General features: G+C 54.1%; 15 protein-coding genes and 1 pseudogene. 12 read left to right on the top strand and 4 right to left on the bottom strand.

Going from position 1 to position 19957, the window contains the following annotated elements; genetic code table 11:
* Positions 1-145: 145 nt before the first annotated feature.
* The 3 genes from LOY51_RS13315 (at position 146) to LOY51_RS13325 (ending at position 2906) form a co-directional block, all read left to right on the top strand.
* Positions 146-574, top strand: coding sequence for a LexA family protein (locus LOY51_RS13315; protein ID WP_258646544.1), 429 nt, complete (start codon positions 146-148; stop codon positions 572-574).
* On the top strand, positions 561-1841 hold the full coding sequence (umuC, locus tag LOY51_RS13320; RefSeq protein ID WP_309475592.1) for a translesion error-prone DNA polymerase V subunit UmuC: 1281 nt from the start codon (positions 561-563) through the stop codon (positions 1839-1841). Before LOY51_RS13315 ends, umuC begins: the two co-directional genes overlap by 14 nt.
* Positions 1842-2213: 372 nt before the next feature.
* Positions 2214-2906 carry an ImmA/IrrE family metallo-endopeptidase gene (locus tag LOY51_RS13325; RefSeq protein ID WP_258646545.1) on the top strand — a complete coding sequence of 231 codons (693 nt, stop codon included), beginning with the start codon at positions 2214-2216 and terminating at the stop codon, positions 2904-2906.
* Between the two features lie 126 nt (positions 2907-3032).
* On the opposite strand, the gene LOY51_RS13330 is transcribed toward LOY51_RS13325, so the two are convergent.
* Together LOY51_RS13330 and LOY51_RS13335 are read right to left on the bottom strand one after the other, a co-directional pair.
* Positions 3033-3401 carry a histone-like nucleoid-structuring protein, MvaT/MvaU family gene (locus tag LOY51_RS13330; protein ID WP_258646547.1) on the bottom strand — a complete coding sequence of 123 codons (369 nt, stop codon included), beginning with the start codon at positions 3399-3401 and terminating at the stop codon, positions 3033-3035.
* A gap of 168 nt (positions 3402-3569) precedes the next feature.
* Positions 3570-4451 (bottom strand): RNase H1/viroplasmin domain-containing protein, encoded by an 882-nt coding sequence (locus LOY51_RS13335; RefSeq protein WP_258646548.1) that lies wholly within the window; start codon positions 4449-4451, stop codon positions 3570-3572.
* A gap of 265 nt (positions 4452-4716) precedes the next feature.
* Here LOY51_RS13335 and LOY51_RS13340 point away from each other — a divergent pair, with 265 nt between their 5' ends.
* The 8 genes and pseudogenes from LOY51_RS13340 (at position 4717) to LOY51_RS13370 (ending at position 14645) form a co-directional block, all read left to right on the top strand.
* Positions 4717-7101, top strand: coding sequence for a type I restriction endonuclease (locus LOY51_RS13340; RefSeq protein WP_258646551.1), 2385 nt, complete (start codon positions 4717-4719; stop codon positions 7099-7101).
* Positions 7102-7351: 250 nt separating this feature from the next.
* Positions 7352-7489 (top strand): annotated as a pseudogene (locus LOY51_RS27150) (transposase); the annotation flags it as partial.
* Between the two features lie 147 nt (positions 7490-7636).
* Positions 7637-9175, top strand: a complete 1539-nt coding sequence (locus tag LOY51_RS13345; protein ID WP_258646553.1) for a hypothetical protein — start codon at positions 7637-7639, stop codon at positions 9173-9175.
* Positions 9176-9530: 355 nt separating this feature from the next.
* Positions 9531-9749 carry an MbcA/ParS/Xre antitoxin family protein gene (locus tag LOY51_RS13350; protein WP_258646555.1) on the top strand — a complete coding sequence of 73 codons (219 nt, stop codon included), beginning with the start codon at positions 9531-9533 and terminating at the stop codon, positions 9747-9749.
* 441 nt (positions 9750-10190) lie between these two features.
* On the top strand, positions 10191-11006 hold the full coding sequence (gene nfsA / locus LOY51_RS13355) for an oxygen-insensitive NADPH nitroreductase (RefSeq protein WP_258646556.1): 816 nt from the start codon (positions 10191-10193) through the stop codon (positions 11004-11006).
* 135 nt (positions 11007-11141) lie between these two features.
* On the top strand, positions 11142-12479 hold the full coding sequence (locus LOY51_RS13360; protein ID WP_258646557.1) for a hypothetical protein: 1338 nt from the start codon (positions 11142-11144) through the stop codon (positions 12477-12479).
* 57 nt (positions 12480-12536) lie between these two features.
* Positions 12537-13679, top strand: coding sequence for a hypothetical protein (locus LOY51_RS13365; protein ID WP_258646558.1), 1143 nt, complete (start codon positions 12537-12539; stop codon positions 13677-13679).
* A gap of 48 nt (positions 13680-13727) precedes the next feature.
* On the top strand, positions 13728-14645 hold the full coding sequence (locus LOY51_RS13370; protein ID WP_258646559.1) for a hypothetical protein: 918 nt from the start codon (positions 13728-13730) through the stop codon (positions 14643-14645).
* A 369-nt stretch (positions 14646-15014) separates the two neighbouring features.
* Here the strand turns inward: LOY51_RS13370 and LOY51_RS13375 are convergent, their stop codons facing one another.
* Positions 15015-16898 (bottom strand): site-specific integrase, encoded by a 1884-nt coding sequence (locus LOY51_RS13375; protein WP_258646560.1) that lies wholly within the window; start codon positions 16896-16898, stop codon positions 15015-15017.
* Between the two features lie 108 nt (positions 16899-17006).
* Positions 17007-18157 (bottom strand): IS3 family transposase gene (locus tag LOY51_RS13380; RefSeq protein WP_258645820.1). Its coding sequence is split into 2 segments (ribosomal slippage): positions 17007-17923 and positions 17923-18157, totalling 1152 coding nucleotides; the frame shifts between segments, so codons are not numbered across the junction.
* A gap of 1272 nt (positions 18158-19429) precedes the next feature.
* Here LOY51_RS13380 and LOY51_RS13385 point away from each other — a divergent pair.
* Positions 19430-19942 carry a hypothetical protein gene (locus LOY51_RS13385; protein ID WP_125858603.1) on the top strand — a complete coding sequence of 171 codons (513 nt, stop codon included), beginning with the start codon at positions 19430-19432 and terminating at the stop codon, positions 19940-19942.
* The last annotated feature ends 15 nt before the right edge of the window (positions 19943-19957 follow it).

A 19957-nucleotide genomic window follows, 5' to 3' on the forward strand; every position in this document is an offset into this window, starting at 1 on the left:
TGCCCAGCTCTGCTGCTGCTACCAAATCCAGCATTGCCATGAGGCTCATCCGTAGTGATCCGATCATCTAGTCCTAGCAAGATAGATTGACCAAGGGTTGGCAAAACGCTTGACTGTACATATATCCAGTATGGCGCTTTTTTTCATGATTACTATTCTCGGCTCCCTCGATCCCAGCCCCACAGAGCTTTCCCTGTATTCATTCAGGGTGCCTGCCGGTTTCCCTTCACCGGCAGCTGATCACGTCGAAAAGCGTATTTCTCTCGACGAGCTTTTGGACGTGCGTGCGCCTCACATCTACCTGGTGCGCGTGGAAGGGGACTCGATGATTGGGGCCGGGATTTACCCGGGCGACCTTGTTCTGGTTGATCGCTCCGCACCACCTGAGCCGGGTCACATTGTGATCGCAGCTGTAAACTGTGAGCCTCTTTGCAAGCGTCTCGCGCGTGAAGGTAGCCAGGTCGTGTTGCGCTCAGAGAACCCGCGTTACCCCTCCAGATATCTTCTTGAAGGTGAAGAGATTGAGATCTGGGGCGTCGTGACCTACAGCGTGCGCAGCCATGCCAAGCTGTGATCGCATATTCGCGCTGATTGACTGCAACAGCTTTTACGCCAGCTGTGAGCGTGTGTTTCAGCTCAACCTACGGCACAAACCCGTCGTCGTCTTGAGCAACAATGACGGCTGCGTGATCGCCCGGTCTGCTGATGCCAAGCCCTGGATCAAAATGGGTGAGCCCTTTTTTCAGATCAAGGACAAGCTTCGGAAGCACGGCATAGTGGCCTGCTCCTCTAATTACGAGCTCTATGGCGATATGTCGGAACGGGTCATGACTGTCATTGAGTCAATGGTGCCGGCATCCGAGGTCTATAGCATCGACGAAGCCTTTGCCGAATTGACAGGAATGCCCGGTGATTTGGAACTCCTTGGCAGACAGATCCGGGCAGAGGTGTACCGGCGCACCGGCATTCCCGTTGGTGTCGGCATCGCGTCAACGAAGACCCTGGCGAAGCTCGCTAATCATGCTGCGAAAAAATGGCAGAGTCATACAGGTGGCGTCGTCGACCTGCGCGATCAAACGAAACGCGACTGGGTACTGAAGAAATGCGATGCACCTGATGTCTGGGGGATTGGCAGGCGCATGTCGGTTCATCTTGAGGCGATGGGCATCCGTACTGCCTGGGAGCTGGCACATACCGATGCATGGATACTCAGGAAAAAATTCAGCGTAGTAGTGGAGAAAACGGCCCGAGAACTGGCAGGCACCACCTGCTTGGAGCTGGACGAGCCAAGCCCGCCGAAGAAAGAAATCTGCTGCAGTCGGATGTTCGGCCAATGCCTGGCCGACCTGGCGCCAATCCGAGAGGCGGTCTCCACATACGCCTCACGCGCGGCTGAAAAGTTGAGGGCCCAGCAGTCCCTTTGCAAGCGCATCCGGGTCAGTATTCGCACCGGCATGTTTAACCCCGACGAAGCCAAGTACGCGAGTGGCGTCTTGGTTGAATTGCCTTACCCTACTGATGACACTCGGATGCTCACCAAAGCGGCCCTGAAGGGCGTAGAGCAGATTTATCGTGAGGGTTATCGGTACAGCAAAGCAAAGGTGCTGCTACTTGACCTGAGTCAGCGAGGGGAGATCACAGGTGACCTCTTCGCAGCCTCCCAGCCTGCCGTAAGCGAAAAGCTCATGGGTGTTTTGGATACCGTAAATGCCCGGTGGGGGCGCGGCACCATGCGCTTGGCGAGCGTGCCTGTCGATCCATGCTGGGGGATGCGGCGGGAGATGATGAGCCAGAGTTTCACCACCAATCTGAATGAGCTTTGGACTGTTTACTGCAAGTGAACATTGTCGGGCCACATTGAGCGCTAGCGATAGCCGCCACAGGCTTACCTAAGCTCTGGCGTGCTCCGCTGGCCAAGGCGCTGCCGCACAATGCAGAAGCCGACGGTGGAGTGATGGGCGTTGACACACCTGGCTATCATGGCAAGGGCAACAGCGAGCGGTGTGCTGTAAGGTTACCAGACAACTTTCGTTGCCAGTGGAGCATTCTTGGTGATCTCAACCGCGCTGAGTTCGATGACAGCGCGCCGTTATCTGAGACCCTGGGCTTATCTACCGCTCATCGGCAAAACCTATATATTGGGTTAAGCGTACATTGAAAGCACTACATATTGGGCTAGATTGTGCTTGAGAGCCTACATCTGGTGTTTTGCGATGAATGAAGCCCATATCGAGAAAGCAGCGACCGATCTGCTCATGCAGATTTACCGTGATCGCCGTTACCTGTGGCCGGATCAACATATTCCGCCGATGATGATGCGCAGCCCTAGGATTGCTGCCATGGTCTGCGGCTACGACTACCATGAGCATCCCACCCTGGGAGACACCCAGTTCAATCGGCACACAACCGGTACTCGTATCGCGGGCCTGATCGACCGTCAATCGAACAAGATCGCCGTCGCGAGTGAGTTTGGTGACAAAGTCCAGCTCTTCACCGGCGCGCATGAGATAGGCCATCTTGTGCTCCACGAAGACACTGTCATGCACCGCGACCGCGCTTTTGACGGCAGTCCTCTGCAAGCACCACGTGCACCTGCAGAGAGACAAGCCGATCGCTTCGCCGCCTGCTTCCTCATGCCTCAAAAACTGGTGAGGGAACGGTTCGAGTTCATGTTCTGCTGCAAGGGCCAATTGCGCTTCAGCGACGTGATTGCCTATCACCTCGACCCCAACAATCCGGATCGGCTTCTCTACTCCCCGAAAGAGTCGGGAGAGCGCGAGCTGGCGCTGGCGCGATGCACCCGATTTAACAACCAGCACCTGGTGTCACTGGCCCAGCAATTCGGTGTCTCGGATTCGGCGATGGCCATCCGGCTCAAGGAGCTGGAATTGGTGCGGTGGCCTTAGAGCGGGCAGGGCTTTGGTACGGTGAGTGTCGATGGCTTGAGTAGCGCTTGGGGGCATCCATCGATCATTTTAGAAGCCACAAAAAGGGGCCCTCGCAAGGGCCCCGTTTCTTTAAATCAGGAGGATTTACTGAGCCAACCAGCTCTCGACTTCCTCGGCACCATACTGGCTTTTCCACTCTTTTAGAGTCTTGTGATTACCACCCTTGGTCTCCACGAATTCTCCCGAATGAGGGTTTTTGTAAACCTTGAGCTGGCGCGGCTTGCGGGTACTCTTTTCAGCTGCAACGGCTGGAGCACGTCGGGTAGCGGCTTGCGGGTCAAGAATGGCCACGATATTGCGCAGGCTGTAACCGTACTCATTGAGCAGATCACGAAGCTTTCTTTCAAACTCGATTTCACGCTTCAGACCATCATCGTTTTTGAGGGACTCAAGTTCGGCGAGCTGAGCTGCTAATTGTTGCTCAAGGGCACGGAATTCTGCGAGTCTGGACATTCGACACTCCTGTATGTTGTCGGTCGAGTATAGGTGGTGGGCTCTAAGCCATCAATCTTGAGCGCCAGACCTTGGTGTTGAGGTTATCCGTGAGGGTTGGGCGTACGATGCGCCAGCCGGAGCTTGCCACCATCAGGAAGGAAGTACTCCGCCCCACCAATTTGATGGTCAAGGCAGGCGATCGATCGCGGTGGCGTAATCGAAATCGATGCTGGTGCCGCTGACTAAGTTGGCTTGCAGTCGCGGGCCTTCTTCAGTCGCTATCGCATAGAAGCTGAGAGCTTCGAAGTCGGCATGGGTGGCAGCCCAGAGGAGAGCTAGATACTCCTTGACTTGCGAATTCGACACCAGCCCTGGCGCTTTGAGGCTCAAGTGATCCTTCACGCGACGCTTCAAATGTTCACGGGACGGCAGAAGGTGAGCGCCTAGATAGAAGGGGCCATCGCCAATGGGGGCCGTCAACGGGACTGCCGGCGCATGGTACAGCTGGTGTATCTCTCGGTGCTCCAGCGTCCGGTTGTACAGTGTTAGCCCCCTCTGGACGTAGAGCTTGTACAGCCTGCTCTTGGCGTCCAACGCAGCCTCTTTGGAGTTGACACGTTCAACTACCCGGAACACTGGCTTAATCCCTTGGGCCAGGAGTTCAGCAATTTTCACGCAGACACCTTTGCGTTTTCGACTGACGGAACCTAGGTAGTGGGCTTCACGGCGCTCAAGGTCTATAGTTTCGCCGACGTAGAAGGGCTCATTGGTCTCAGGGTGGCAGATGGTGAAGACGATATGCTGAGCCGGTGCAATGCCTTCTAGCGATGCCTGGATCGCCTCCGGCACGACGTCGTTTGTTTCAAAATGAATGACAGGGGAGGCGTGACGTGCGCCTTCAGGTACCCTCTGCCGGTACCACTCCAAGGCAAGCTCCAAGGTCGCGAAAGACTCGTGTTCAGCACCTGAACCGCCTTGTGTTGCTTGTGCAGCACCACCTTCCCATGTACTAAAAATCCCAGCGGGCTTGCCGGACACGACTGCGTAGTAGCGGGTTCTCTTGGCCATCCTTGGTCGTCTCGCAGCGTCACCGGAATTCCATTCTATCCCAAGCACCCACGCATTGAGGTGATGGGGTTGATAGTTTTGAACGCTAGGTAAATCAGGAGCACCATCTGGAAGCCAGTGCGCAGTGCTTTTAGGGCGATTAGGGGCAGACCAACAAGCAGCGACTCGCGTATCAGCCGTATTATTGTCAACAAGCCGTCCTTGCGTCTTACCCATGAAGCTTTTTGACACGCAAGGTTATCTATCAAAGGAATGCCAATCTGCAATGAGCATCAAGAAACTGACTACAGAGCCTACTGAGGCGGATTTCGAGGCGCGTATCCGGGTTGCGATTAGCCATGCATTTCCTTGGCTTGCACCTGGCGCGATAAAGCACCAGACAAAATTCTCTGTACGCCTCGGACGCAAAAGCGTTGACGTTGAATCCCGACCGAATGAGGCTCGGGCGGACATCATCCTCTATAGCGACACCCGTCCTTTGGCCGTCTTGGAGCTGAAGCGTAACGGAGTGGCCCTCTCAACCGCAGATGAGGAGCAGGGGCTGTGCTATGCCAAGTTAATGAGTCCATTTGCCCCTCTAACGGTGATCAGCAACGGTGATGAAACTCGGGTTCTGAATACACTCACTGGCGTAGCATGGGCTCCAGATACCACAGACGAGAAGACGCTTGCCAACCTATTCAGCAACGTCGGAAAAATTGCGACCTCTCAGGTTACGGAAGCAGTGACAACATTGCTTGGTGGGGACTCAAAGGCTTGGGTTAGCGCTCTCAACGCTGTAACTCGTGAACAGCTTGCAGAGCTCACTGGCGATCTTGCTGACGCCCAACTGCCTTTTGGGCGCGAATTCTTAATTTCGCGCCAAGCAACAGACGAGTGCCTCGACCTACTGAAAAAAGGGCATCGACTCGTTGTGCTATCTGGCGCCCCTCTCAGTGGCAAGAGCAATGTGCTGCGCGAAATTTGCCAAAAAGTTGAGACTGAATACGCGATGGCGGTACTTTTTGTCGAGGCAGATCACGGCGGCGGGATAATTCAACGCATCGCTGACGCGCTGGACAAATCCCTTGATTGGTCGATAAGTCGTGATGAAACACGTCGCTGGCTGCGCAAGCGCTCTGAGAGCCCAGGCGCAAATCTTGTAGTGCTTGTCGACAATGTGCCCAGCGGAGATCATGTGCTTCGCAAGGAAATAGAAGACCTCACTTCAAACTACTTCGGCGCGAGAGTTCAAGTCGTCTTGGCTCTCCATGAAAACGCGGCGGAGGCCATGCAAGCCTCCCAGAACTGGCTCACACAGTCTCCCCTTGGGCGCGCTGCTGTTTCAGTCACAGTGGGGGCGCTTGCCGATGTAGAGTTCGAATCTGCCCAAGAAGCTTTCCGTGGTATCGGCATGGTATTCGCTCTAGGTGCGAAGCACTCCACAGAGCTTCGTGAGCCATGGGTGTTGCGAGCATTAGCAAGCATGGCAGCCGCCCATCGCTCGCAAACTGAGCTCATTGAAGATGGGCAGTACTTGCAGATACCGCCCATGGTTGGCGTTGATGTGATTAATCATGCGAGGTCGCGCTTCCTCAACTCCGAGTTGACCAGGCTTTACCAGTGCATGGCGACTGCAGTAATGACTGATGCGAGAGACGCATCGCGTGATCCCTCGCTACTTCTGTCATCGATCCACACGTTCATGGTGCGTCGTAAGACACTGACTCAAATCATGCACCATCTAGACGTAGAAAAACTCATACAACTGGGATTTATCCGAGAGTTCAGACACTCCACGGGAGTTCAAATGCTCTATGTGAGACTCCCGGAGCTAGTGGCGAGTGAGCTGGCGTTGTTGGTCGCAGATTCGCTGTCAGAGTTAGACCCTGACCAGCCCAAACTTTACCTCGGCGAAATAGAGTTTTACGCAAGCCTGTTGCCTATGGGAGATATTATCGTCGCCCAAGCCATATTCGATGCGGCAACTAAAAAACCTGATATTATCGGCGAGATTGTGGACATCGTACTTCAAAATCCGATTCAGCAGGTACCGGTATTGGGCGTTAAGTTCGCGATGATCATGCCGGATGGAAAGCATGGAACTTTGACGATATCCGAAGACGGTTGCGTTATGCTTACGCGTGATGGAAAAACTCGACGACTGAAAGGTATTGATCCAAGTGAAGTCAGTTGCACTTACAGCAACCTCTACGCTTGGATTGTGCTGGCACAAATTGTGTACCATTACATGCACACCCTCGATGAGGAGGTTGAGGCGCCTGAAGTACATTCAACGCTACTTGAAGTCTGCAAAGCACCTGCTCCACTTCGCAAGCCCAACCTGGATTACGCGTCATTCGGTATTCAAACGTTGGAAACGCCGACAGGTGTGAGCTTGACGCTTCCTGGCCAGGGGTTTCTTGATTCTGCGACCTATGCATTGCTGTTAATGTTCAGCAGAAGATCGCTTCAAGCTGGCGCCTGGATCGACATCGCTGCGGATAGCGGCTGCGTGCATTTATTGAACAGGATTATCACTGCACTGGTTGAGCTAACTCATACGACAGATACTGCTTCTGCTGAGTGGGCATACGACACGCTGCATACAAGGCTCTATCCAGCCTTGAAGCAATGGCTTGGGGCGAACGGTATGCCTTCAACTGAATAGGCTTGGCACATTCTGTTTGTGCCTGGTGAATCGGGTCGAAATGTACAGCGTCACTCCGACTCAAAAATGATCATCAGAATCGTGAGCAGGGTAGGGTGGCTTAGTCTTCGGTTCCGACCATAGAGACGTCTGACGGGACTGGCTCGCGGCATAGGGGTAAGCGTCCGGCGAACTCACCTTCCGAACTCCAGCTTTAAGGGCGATGGTGTCCGCGTATTTTTAAGCGGACGCGATCACCCTTATTGCCAGGATTTCCAGGCGCCAACGAAGCTCTTATCCGAAACCGTTCAAAGCCCAGATCGTTCAGGAATGCCTGCAACCTGGCGCATCCATTTCCAGTGCCGCCATCAACCCCGGCATCAATGCCAACGTCATACCTAAATGGATGCCGCTCTATCGACATGCGCCTTCCCGGACGCTTACCTTGTTCGGAGTTTCTGGTTACGCTTGTTGGATCCGCTTCGCCTACCCTCCAAACCCGCTTGGGAGGCGTAGCATCAGGTTCATGTGTCCTTCAGGTGCTAGGAGTGCCGATATGCCCGGGAAAACACCGTGGGAAGCTGCGATTGAGGTTGAGCCGAAAACCGACTCTGAGCGTTACCTGAGCCAGCTTGCGCGTCGTGCGTTCTTGAGCCTCTGGTGCTACAGCAATGTTCATACTGACGAGGGAAAAACCTCGCCAACCGGCGATGGCAAGGAGCTCTGTGATTTACTCGTGGTTTTTGGAAACCACATCCTGATTTTCTCGGACAAGGAGTGCGTGTACACCGACCACGCTGACCCTTTGGTGGCTTGGGGCCGATGGTACAAGCGAGCGGTAGACAAATCGGTGAGCCAGCTGCTGGGCGCTGAGAAATTCATTCGTGAGCACCCCGATCGACTCTACCTGGACAAGCAGTGCAACGTGCCTTTCCCGTTCCGTTTGCCGGACATGAAACAGGCGACCATTCACCGCATCGCGGTGACCCGTGGCTCATACGATGCGGGTGTCGCCAATTGGAAGGGTAAGAGCAGCGGTAGTCTGGTGATCAACACCGTGCTTGAGGGCAAAGCCGACCACCTTAAGATGCCGTTCACAATTGGCTGGCCTGCCGGAAGAGATCGTTTCGTTCATGTGCTGGATGAGTTGACCCTGGACGTGCTGTTGGGTGAGCTCGACACCATTGCTGACCTAGTCGCCTATTTTTCGGAAAAGGAGCGTTTCTTCAACAGCGCCAAGTACATCAGCGCGCCGGGTGAAGAAGAGCTTATTGCGCTCTATCAGACCACTGTGCGGAATAATAAGCACGCGCTGCCGCACGTCTCGAACGTTCCGTCTGGACGGAGCATGATCATGTTGCCGGAGGGGGAGTGGGAGGCTTTCAATGCTAGCTCCCAGCGTGCCTCACGAAATGCTGCAAACCAACAAAGCTACATGTGGGATCAAATCATTGAGTATCAGTCGACTTTCATCAGGTCTGCTAAGTCGGTGGCGGTGCTTGGTGGTGGTTACACCGTGGATCAGCAAGAAGAGCTTGTCAGAGCCATGGCAAGTGAAACCCGCTTTGGTCGACGCATGCTGGCAGCGGCGTTAACCGGCGTCCTACATCATCCTGTCGTTGCGAGTGCGCAGTTTACCCGCAGAGCTCGAAGTCTCTCGGTGCCTGATCGGCATTACGTTTTCACCGTCATGGGGCGTGACGTAACTAGCGACTATGGGGAGTACCGGAAAAACAGAGCACTTGTCCTTAAAGCCTATTGCCATGGCGTAAGGTTAAAGCACCCTGATGCGAAGGAAGTAATCGGCATCGCCATTGAACCCATGACGTCTGACGCCTCATCGCAGGATGTTCTTTACATGGAGTTTCTTGGGCCACCGACTCCTGAACAACTGGCCTCTGCTCGTGAGGATTGTGATCGCATAGGCATAATGCAAGATTCCGCGATGAGTGAAATCGCATATCCGGCGCAGGAATTTCCAGGGCATGGGCTGATGAAGGATTACGAACGGTCTAATGGGCCTGCTAATCGCGCTGAGCGCCGAGCACAGGCGAGCGCTCAGCGTCGAAGCGGCGGCGGGAAACGAGGGCATTGATGCTCTGCAGAGTTGAGATCATGTAGAAATCGCCGTCCAAGCCGCTGTTCTCATCAATTTTTGGTTTTTTTGGCGCACCAGGCAGCGGCAGCTGCTTCAGCAGGCGAATGAGGTTGTGTAACTGCTGCGACAACAGTGGATGCTGGCCTGAATGAGGCAAGGTGAGTTGGGCGGACGCTTACGCATAGGGCTGGCGTTGAGTGGCGCTAGGTTCTATGAAATCCTTAAAGCAGGAGGCTAGCTTAGCAACGATGCCTAGAGTTTAAGAGATCGTGCCCAGGCCATTGACCTCCTTTTGGCTTTGGCACAGCAAGATACCCGGCCTGTATATCGCCAAAGCGGAGCGAGCCATAAGATGAGCACCTTGTCCCTCGATCAACACGACCGCTACCTGGAAATACTCGACGCAGCGAAAAGGCTGTATAGCGGCGATTTTGATGCAGCCACGCGCTGGATGTCGCGTCCGCTGCAAGCGTTTGGCGGCAAAGCTCCTGCCGCCATGATCACAACCAGGCTGGAAACAGACATGGTCATCGAGTTTATCAGGCGCTTGGAGCATGGGTTTGTTGCGTGAGTTGCCCCAAACAATGCCCTTTACCTGGAAAGTTCGTCAGTGGCCAGGGCGGGGGCCAGAGGTGCCGCACTTCAAAACCCAAATGTTGAGCTCTGGGGGAGCGAGCCTCGTACGTATTCGGCTGAACAACCCACTGCCTATGATCGGGATCTAAAAACTAAGGTTTACTTTAGATTTTGCGGTTTTTGTCACGGCTGGCTAGAGAATCTAAGCTATAGCTTAGTTTTTACCCGGCTGCAGCAAGGCGATGTCCCACAGGATTTGGTGGGCTTCGCGGTCTGTTAGTAGTGTTGGTGCCAAACGAAAGCTACCTGTGTGTTTTGGGGCTTTGGGCCTGCTCGTACCTGGCCTGGGTCGGCAGCATGGTAAATGAAACCTGGCGTTCTGGGCGTGTGACACCGGCATCGATTTGATAGCCTTCGGCCTTTTTGGAAGACGATCATGACAGCCCACTCAAAGCTCACCGCTCGCTACGGCACGCCTGACATTTCACCGCTCACTCAATGCAATGAAATCGTCGAGCAACTCCTCGATCACCGGAGCGTCCGCGCTTTCACAGACCAGCCTCTGCCTGAGGGTACCATCGAGACTTTGGTCGCAGCTGCTCAGTCTGCGTCTACGTCCTCAAACCTGCAGTTGTGGAGTGTCGTCGCTGTTCAAGATAGCGATCGTAAAAAGCGCCTGTCCGCCCTGGCCGGCAATCAGGCATACATCCATCAAGCGCCGCTCTTCCTTGTCTGGCTTGCAGACCTGTCTCGGGTTTCGCGTATCGCGGAACAGCAGGACATAGAACTGGAAGCATTGCCTTACCTGGAAAGCTTGCTGCTGGGCACCATTGACGCAGCGCTCGCCGCCCAGAACGCCGTCGTTGCATTGGAATCGCTGGGACTTGGGAGCGTGTACATCGGTGGCATCCGGAACGACATCGAAGGCGTTGCCAAAGAGCTGGCGCTGCCGGCCCAAGTCTATCCCGTCTTCGGCCTGTGCGTCGGCTATCCATCCCCTGACAGACCTGCGAAGGTTAAGCCGCGGCTGCCCCAGGAGGCAGTGCTGCATCACGAAACCTACTCGGCCGCCGACGAGGAGGGGGTTCTCGCGGACTACGATGAGCGCCTGGGTGCGTTCTATGAGCGCGAAGCGATGAAAGCTTCGGGCTGGGCAGAGCAAGTGGTCAGCAGGCTGCGGAGCGTGTCGAGCCTGCATGGGCGTGACGAGCTGCTGGGGCAGCTGGCGCGCATGGGCTTTGGGCTGCGTTAATACTCAATCCTCGAAGGTTTGCTGAACCATTTAGCTGAAATGACGCTCGCGAGGGCTGGCCTAAACCCAGCCCCCAAGCGCAGTGGACGAGAGCGGGCCGGCGCATATTTTGACTGTAGAGAAGGATCTTCCTGAATGACCAAAGCTCATGGCGTCGACGTTGAAGCATATCTAAGAGGGGAAATGGTACTGCATTTCCGCAGTATCACCTTGACTCAACGGCACGCTGCCAACCCCATCGTTTTCAAAGGGTCGGGTCATGTCCACCTTGATAAGGGCCGTCTAAGGTACGTTGTCTACCACACCTGTGTCGGTGATGAAGCAAACCGACACATGGCAATGAGCTTGTCGGGCCAGGCGGGGGAGCTGATCAACCTGGACTCTCTTTTCGATTTTGAAGGGCAGGATTTGAATGGCAAGATCTGGACGGCCGAGGGGGTTGATACCTCTGGCGGCAACTTCCGTTCTGAATTCTGCGTGGTCGAAGGCTCTATAGAGTTCCTCAGCTCTCAACACCCGTTTAGCGGAAGCGCCCCGAATACACTTCACCAGATCTATTTTCACGACCATCACTTCCCAGCACCCCAGCTGCATGTTGCGCCTGGACTGGAATTCCTCTGCGGGGAATCTACGGTCACTATCAACAGGGATGAATCAGGATGCGATGTGTCGGTGCTGGACGGCCATCTGAGTGACGAGTTTTGCCGAGCAATCAGCAAGGCACTGAACGTGTTGAGCGGCGTTCGCCTGCAGCTAGGCGTTACCGAGAAGATCTGTCAGGGCGTCTCCACCGTTCAGCTGTATTCAAGGGACGTCCAGTTAAGCAACCAACAGCTTCCTCCACCGGTTGAAATTCCCTTCAGATGCGCCTCGGACTTTTTCGGGCAGATCTTCAATCTCCTTGTCGAATTTCTTGAGCAAGACGGGGTGGTGTACTACGACAACTGGAACAAGCTGAATAGGGCTTGGCAAGCAGGCATTGAGTCGGCCGCACTCAACGTGAGCGTTTGTATCGAGGGTGTCCTCAAGACCTATTTCGGAGCGCTTGGGACGGACAAAGGTTTTGCCGAACTGACCAAGCTCGCCATCCCTGCGGTCATGGAGCTAGGAATAGATCAACGGGTAAAAGACCTACTCCGTTCATGCCTTGGCGGCGCCGGCAACTTCAAGCCCAAAAACGCCCTTCGTACCCTGACAAAGTCCGGCAAAATCAGCCCTGAGCTTGGAGGAAAGTGGAACAAGCTCAGAAGCGAGACGGCCCATGCGGTGGTTGCAGGCGAAGCGCGTGAGGATTGGCAACGAATGGCAGATCTCACTTTTGCCAACATAAAATTGTTCTACGAAATTCTTTTCGCGATCACTGGCTACACAGGTGAACGGATCGACTACGAGAGCCGCGGATTCCCTTCTGCTTCGCCTTCGACAAGGCATCACGAGACGCCCTGTGCGGAGGAAGGCATCAGACCCAGTTGATCATTCCTCGGTGGGCTAAGATCATTCAGCCCATGGCCAAGTGAAGGGAGGATGGTTATGGCAGTCGTGTTCTTTCTGCCTTGGGTAGCGGCTGCTGAAGAGCTGCGGATCGCTGACATGTGCTTGATGCCTTACGAACGTGGGCGGCTGCCTGGCGAGCTTCTGGGCATCCCTCAGGCAGCTTTCGACGGTGTCTTGGGCAACTACGGCGACCGGGGATTCGGTTCTCAGCCCTCTCATCCAGTCCATCAGGCAGCACTTGTCATCTGGAACGATGACACACCTGGCATGGAGGTTTCGGACGCTCAGATCCAGCAGCGCTTGGTGCAGAGTTCCTATCTTGCGTTCTCAGCGTTGGCAGATCGATCGCTATGCTCAGCGTTCGAGTACTACAACGCCGATACACTCCAGGTCGTCGCGCAGCGATTTGATATCGCCTCACCGGCTCACTCCTGTATGACCACCCGCCGGCGTGACGGTGGAACGCAAAACATGCTGGCGGGGAGTGGAGGGCTCAAATTCATTCGGCCGTACCACGTCAACAATCGCGCGGGTATCTCGATCGACACGCCACTGCTCGAAGCACTGCTTAAGCTAACTGACGGGGAACTAAAGGAACGCATAGACGAGGCGATCGTGTCCTTTCTCAGGGCCAACACCGATGCCCCATCCATGGATGAGCGATCCGAGCTGATCCTGATGAGGGTTGCCATAGACACGTTGCTCAACGTCCCACATGACAAAGCTGCCTTCCGCAGGGCCATCAACGAACACTTCGATGAGGTACCGAACCCGCCCATCTGGCATAAAGGGAGTCTGGACGAATCTTGGTGGCGCGAGCACTGGGACAAAAACGTAAATCGCCCGCTCGACGCCTGGGTTCATGATTTCTGTGCCGCTCGCAACGCCGCAGCTCATGGCCCCGCAAATGGAGAGAAGGGAAGCATCTGGCCTCGCCATAACCACCTCATTTTCTCCACTTGGTTATTGCCCCTGATCGTCAAAAAACTGCTTGTCCAAGCGGCGCTTTACGAGTTCAGCGCCGAGGACAAGGTCGCCCGGGCGGGCTTCGAAGTGTTTCTGGCCCACGATCTCCTGGCAGCCACCGACGAGCATGAAAACAAGGTCTGGTGGCAGGTAGCTGAATCCGCGCTTTTCCTGCCACTCTTCGCAGAGCGATTACGCCAAGCCTGTGAGTGAGCGCTACATCAGGGTCGATTCAGCCGGTTTGAGGAGAGTTCACGAAATATGGATTTTGAGGGTGGCGAATCTGACGGGGTCGAGCCTATTGAACAGACTCCGGACAACCGATTGAGAGTGGTGGTGACAAGCGGAGATCTCGGCCGCACAGAAGTACGGCGCAGGCTGGTTGAAAACCGAATGCGCGTCTTATTTGATAAGGTGGAAGTGGAGGATACGTTCAGCTTCTTCAAAAAAATATCCGGGAATGGCCATCGATCTCGCTGGGAACAAGTGATCCCGCCGGTAATCGGCAAATTCGATCTGAAGCCTAGTGCTTTTCTCACGAAAGCCAGAGCCATGAGGCCCGAAAAGCCGGACGCAAACGTGTCTGCTTTTGCAAACTGGGTGTATAGCCTATACGGTCGACCTGGTGAGGATGACGATGCTTTGAAACGGGGGCTGGAATCCGAAAAAATAATTTTCGAGTTCTGTCAGAACAGTCATGTAGGCCCTAAGGAAGTATGGACAATCGCTTCGCCCTTGATGTTAAGCAGGCGCCCGGACGGCTGGAAGCTAGTGCATCAGGGCATCCATCTGAACGAAAAAAATGTTCCCTATTTTGAGCTGGGGGAACTGAAAGTTAGAGGAGAGCCCTTGAGAGCATCTCCGGACTTGCTTTTTCGCAACTCTCAGACCGGCCATGTGCTTATCGTTGAGATTAAGCTATCCAGGCAGTCTATCCCATCGAATCTATGGCCAAACATCTGGGCGCAGTTGTGGTGTTACTCCCAAATCCCCATGGTTAGACAGGCACCGTCAGTGACCGTCACCGGTGAGGTATGGGCTGAGGGCTCGCTCAGGCCATATCGACGCTCGCCTTCGATACCTGCGATCTACCTGCGCGCGATGGCTCGCCGCGACCCGCGCGATGCTGCATACGATCGGTTTTTTCGCGAGCTGTTTGAAATCTACCGTGGTGGTTAGTTTCTAGTGCAGGGCTTACTCGATAGACCGCTTGCGGCCGATAGCTCTCATCCGCGAAGGGCAGCTATGGGGCGTTAGCAGCCTTTCGCGAATGACCGTTAGGTCTAGGTCGCGGAAGCACTTCAAGTCTAAGAGGAGGCGCTGGCTTTGAATCCAAAAATTGGCGTTAAGCGCAGGTTGGCTTCAGTGAGTAAGGGGATCAAGGCTGAGTAGCAGGGGCCATTCCCACCCCCCGATGACGACAGAGGTACTGAGCGCCGGCGGCGCCGGCCAAATGCAGAACTCCTCACGTCGCCTTGTCCTAACTGACCTCAAACCTTGCCCTAGTTGCCCGTAGGGTACCGCCTGTGTTAATGGGGGAGAACCTGATTACATGAAGTGTAAAGCTTCCTTGAATCGATACTCCGAAGGTTTACAAGAGTTCGCTAAAATTCTGATGGTGATGCTGCGTACCGTCGCTGTAAAGTGAGCGCTTTCACCACTGCACTGCATGTCCTCTGCTGCAGCTCGGCAGACCTCAACAAGCAATTTTGAGACCCAGCTATCAGAAACCGCCACCCCAATTACCCTGCCAGAAAACAATGGGCATCCATCGATGGGTGACACATTATTTTTCTGAAGATACAGCTTGTAAGGAAGCAATACCTCCTGTACATAGCCGGAGCTAACAGAGAGTTGTCTATGGGTTCCTTTTTTACCAGGCAGACATGCACTCCATGCACCATTGCTTTCATAAAAGCAGTCGAATCTGAGAAGGTTTCCGGCCAGCTTTATATCAGATCGCGACAGTCGCAGCTCGTTAATTGTATATATTACAAATAACATTCTAGTTAATTTAAGCCCTTTTAACAGAATGAAAGCGCCATTAATTACTATTTGGAATGCCGCTTCACTTGCACCTTGCTGAAGCTTAGGGCTTGCTTGCCTTCTGTGGCTATAATGAACAAAAGAGTCAAGATTAATTAGAGGATTACAATCAATGACTTGCTTAGACAAAAGAAAATCAAAAAAACTACGGGCAACACTAAATTGTCCGGCTGAATTCTCAATTGAAGAGTGATATGAAAAATCTTTCAGATTTTCTCTGCAGCCACCGGGAATCCAAAACGGACGCCAATTCAAATTTGTTGTTGTGAGAGCGCCGCCTCTACTGCAAGAGCCTGCTCTAATTTTAATAAAGCGTCGCTCATAGGAAGTCCTGATCCAATCTTTCGGTGGCGCCTTGCAAAACTCATTAAACTCATGAAGATCAATCTCATCAAGTTCATATATCGGCTTGAATTTTATTATATAAGTCCAAAGCAGAAGTCGTTCAATATATTTCCTATATGCTTCATAAGTATTTCGATTCCTGAAACCATACAGGTATTCTTTCGCGTGCTGGTAGGCCTCTCGCGGCTTAGCAGCCTCCGGAAAGGAAGCTAGATAAACCAGGGTATCGGGATGTTCATCTACGTTCCCATCGCTGCGCATCAATTCGAGATAATCGGCGAAGAGGGGCCTTGGAAGCTCATCAAAATCAGGAGACAATTCCGAAATCGCTGGAAGTCGGGATCTTTTAGGCTGAGGCGCGTCAGAATGCAGCCATAGCTTGTACGCATCTTGAAGACTTTGCACCTTTGCTCGCGAGACACCATTGGTTTCCATGTAACGTAGAGCCTCACGAACTGCACTCCTTGTGATTGTCACCAGTGTGCGTCGAGTTACCTGACCGCTGCCCCTCATATTTGAGACTATTGGGTGTGAAGCTTGAAGCTGAGGATCTATTCCCTGGAAATCACATAGTCTCAAAAAATATCGTTGCATGAACCCGTCCGGAATGGTTATGTCGCCTGAGTCAAGCGTTAGTAGCCAGGTGCGTTCATGCCGGACAAAGTCACCTAAAGTGATGACGTATCCCTCAGAGTCAAAAAAATCTGAGCAGGCAACATTCAAATAAGCCTGCGCAGCGACTACAAATACCGTACGCTCGTGCCTTGCGGGATTCACGACTGCTAACCTTTCAGCAGCAGATAAAACTTCCGCCCAGTGACTGGATGCCATAGCTAATTCAACTGGAGGAATATCCGCATCAGCCTTTGAGACTTGAGAGATCAGCTCCGCAAATGGATTTCGCAGGGAATTGGATGCTTTGACTAAATATGCAAAAAAGGCCGAACACTCAGTTAGAGTTTTGTAGAGGCTCGAAGGCTCAGCGGGCAGACGCCCCTTGGCAAATGGTCGCCATTTTGGGTTCGGAGTGATGGTCTTCAACCCTAAATTAGAAACCTCATTTCTGAACCGCAAAGGAGATTTTTCACAAAGCCATGAATCTGGTGGCTGCTGTATAAACCAAATAAATTCTGAATCGCCCCTGGTTTCCTAGACACTCTCCAAGCTCAGGAAATAGCGTTTCTCATACTCTACTGGAGACAGCTGCATAGCACTGCTGTGTCGACGCTTGGGGTTATAGAACATCTCGATGTAATCGAAAATATCACTTCGGGCTTCGTCACGCGTTGCGTAGATCTTTCGTCGGATTCGCTCCCGCTTCAAAAGCTGGAAAAAGCTCTCGGCTACGGCATTGTCGTGGCAGTTTCCCCGTCGGCTCATGCTGCTGATCACATTGTTGGCCTTCAGGAAGCTTTGCCAATCTGAGCTACTGAACTGACTGCCTTGGTCTGAGTGAATCATCACTTGCTGCTGTGGCTTGCGTCGCCACACGGCCATCAGCATGGCGTCGATGGCTAGGTCGCTGCTCATCCTGGGCTTCATTGACCAACCAATGACTTGGCGAGAGAACAGATCCAGCACTACCGCCAGGTACAGCCACCCTTCATAGGTGCGGATGTAGGTGATATCGGTCACCCAGACCTTATTCGGCTCACAGACCTTGAACTGCCGGGCCAGATGGTTGGGCGATGCCACTGTTGGTTTTCCGCCATAAAACCCAGGACGACGGCGATAGCCCGTTTGCGAACGCAGCCCCTCTGCCTGCATCAAGCGACCGACTCGATTTCGCCCACAGATCTCTCCTAGCTCTCGCAGGTCATCGTGAATCTTGCGATAGCCATACACGCCGCCGCTTTCTAACCAGGCCCGCTTGATCAAGCCAAGCAGGCGCTGATCTTCTTTGGCTCGGGCAGATTGAGGCTCGGCCAACCAAGCGTAGTAGCCGCTGGGATGCACCTTGAGGGTTTGGCAAAGGCGACGCACTGGGTAATCCGTCGAGTGCTTGTTGATGAAGGCGTACTTCAGCCGCACTCCTTGGCAAAGTACGCGGCGGCCTTCTTTAAGATGTCTCGCTCTTCTGTCACCCGCTTGAGTTCAGCGCGTAGCTTGCGCAGTTCAGCCTGCTGATCATTGTCTTGCTGACGCTGCTCTTGGGGCTTGCTGTAGACCTTGATCCAAGCGTAAAGGCTGTGCACGGACATGCCCAGGCGCTGGGCGACCTCGGCGACAGGTTTGCCTTTTTCGGTCACTTGCTTGACCGCTTCGATCTTGAATTCTTCGGGGTAACGCTGACGACTCATGGCACCTCCTATTTGGGCCTCATTATGAGGCTTGGAGGTGTCTACGAAACCAGGGGCGATTCAGGCATTATCTCTGCGGTGCACAGCATAGGCATTTCAGATCCTGCTAAAGCGTCGGAACTGCCTCAGACCACGTTAGCATTTCTTACCGCACCATTTCAAATTGCAGCCTGTGTGACAGTCAGTACTATTGGAGTCACATCAGCATAACCCAACGACTAGGAGACTAGTGTCGGCTGTAACACCAGCGGGCGCACCCGTGGACAGCTTAGCGGCAGCCTGCCGTGCGAAATCACCATGGGCAAGCAGATGCACCGCTGGCTGGGCAACGAGGCCGATGAATTCATCGGTACCTCGGGTGATGTGGCCAACGGATGGCATCTATGCAGATTTCATTGGTTACGGGTCATCAATGGTGAGCTAGAGACTGTACGCAAACCATGAATGGCTAAGAGCATCATGCGGTAGCGTAATTTGCGAATCAGCACTCTCGTGATCCGGAGAGCGTATTTCCCTGTAGACGGCACCATGGGGCAAGATAGCCAAAAAATGCGTGACTCGTTGACGTGCAATTTGTGCGTAAAGCGTATTGGAGGCTTGGGAACCCCCAAAAAAGCGCATCTATAGATGGGTACCGCGCGTGGCTAGAAGCGCATCTTTAGCTGGGTATTCGTTGGTTCAGGTTGGGAAAAGCGCTGTCGATCTTGAGACTGACACTAACAAATGCATGCTCAAGCCATTGATTCGTAAGAGGCGCACAATTAGGTAGGCAAAGGCGCATCTTTACGGGGGCCTGACAAACCCACGCCCCGGCAGCTCCATACGAAGATGCGCATAATGTATATTATGTTAAATAGTGTATTTGTAATGCTGCCGCCCAACGGTTAACCGCTCCCTGAGTACCCGGAAGTCTTAATGCGAAACTGAACACTGTAATTGGCTGAAACCGGGAATTTCTTCCCAATTTCGTAAAATTACTGCACCTTGGCTATGACCGGGAGTGGCCGTCGGTAATCATTAGAAATGAGTGTGACGTCTGCGGTAGTTCTACGCGCATGCCCGCAGGCTGTTACTAGTGACGCAAGAGCGACGCGTTCAACGCCTGTTCAGTGTTTTGAGCAAAAACCACGACCAGCGGTAGTGAACCTACTACTTTCGTGGGCTTGACCGGCCAGCCCCGCGCACCGCCACACAACGCCGTGCTGCTCGCCAGGGCGGCAAATCCGGTATGCTGCCGCCCTCACCGAACACGGACATCGGCCAGCCTGCACCATGGAACTGCATTTCAGCGTGACCCCCGCCCACACCGAAACCCGCCTGGCCGCAAAACTGGCCCTGGAGACGCGCAAGCATGACGCGCTGATCGCGCGGGTCGAGACCTGGCAGAACCGCCAGCGCGCCTGGCTTCGACGGCTATTTCCGTTCCTCGCGCGCCTGTTGGCCCCACGCGAACCGCGCAAGCCCTTGCAACGCTTGAACCACCGCCTGATCGCATTCCAATTGCGCCAGGCCCTCAAGGCCAGCGAAGGGGATTACTGCCTGGCCTTCGACGATCAGGGCTTGAGCTTGAGCCGCGCCAAGGGCGCCAAAGCCAAGCTGGCCTGGGGGCAGGTCACCCACCTGCGCGAAACCCCGGACTTCTACGCCGTAAGCTGCGCCCGGCTGGAGCGCAAAGGCAAGGCCTTGTACATCGCCCGGCACAGCGAGCTGATGCCGCAAGCGCTTTACCAGCAAGGCTTGCAGGCGTTTCTGAGCCAATGCCCGGTGCCGCCGACAAGCCGCTGAATGCTCCACCCACCC

The sequence above is a fragment of the Pseudomonas sichuanensis genome (assembly GCF_024749065.1).
Lineage (GTDB): Bacteria > Pseudomonadota > Gammaproteobacteria > Pseudomonadales > Pseudomonadaceae > Aquipseudomonas > Aquipseudomonas sichuanensis.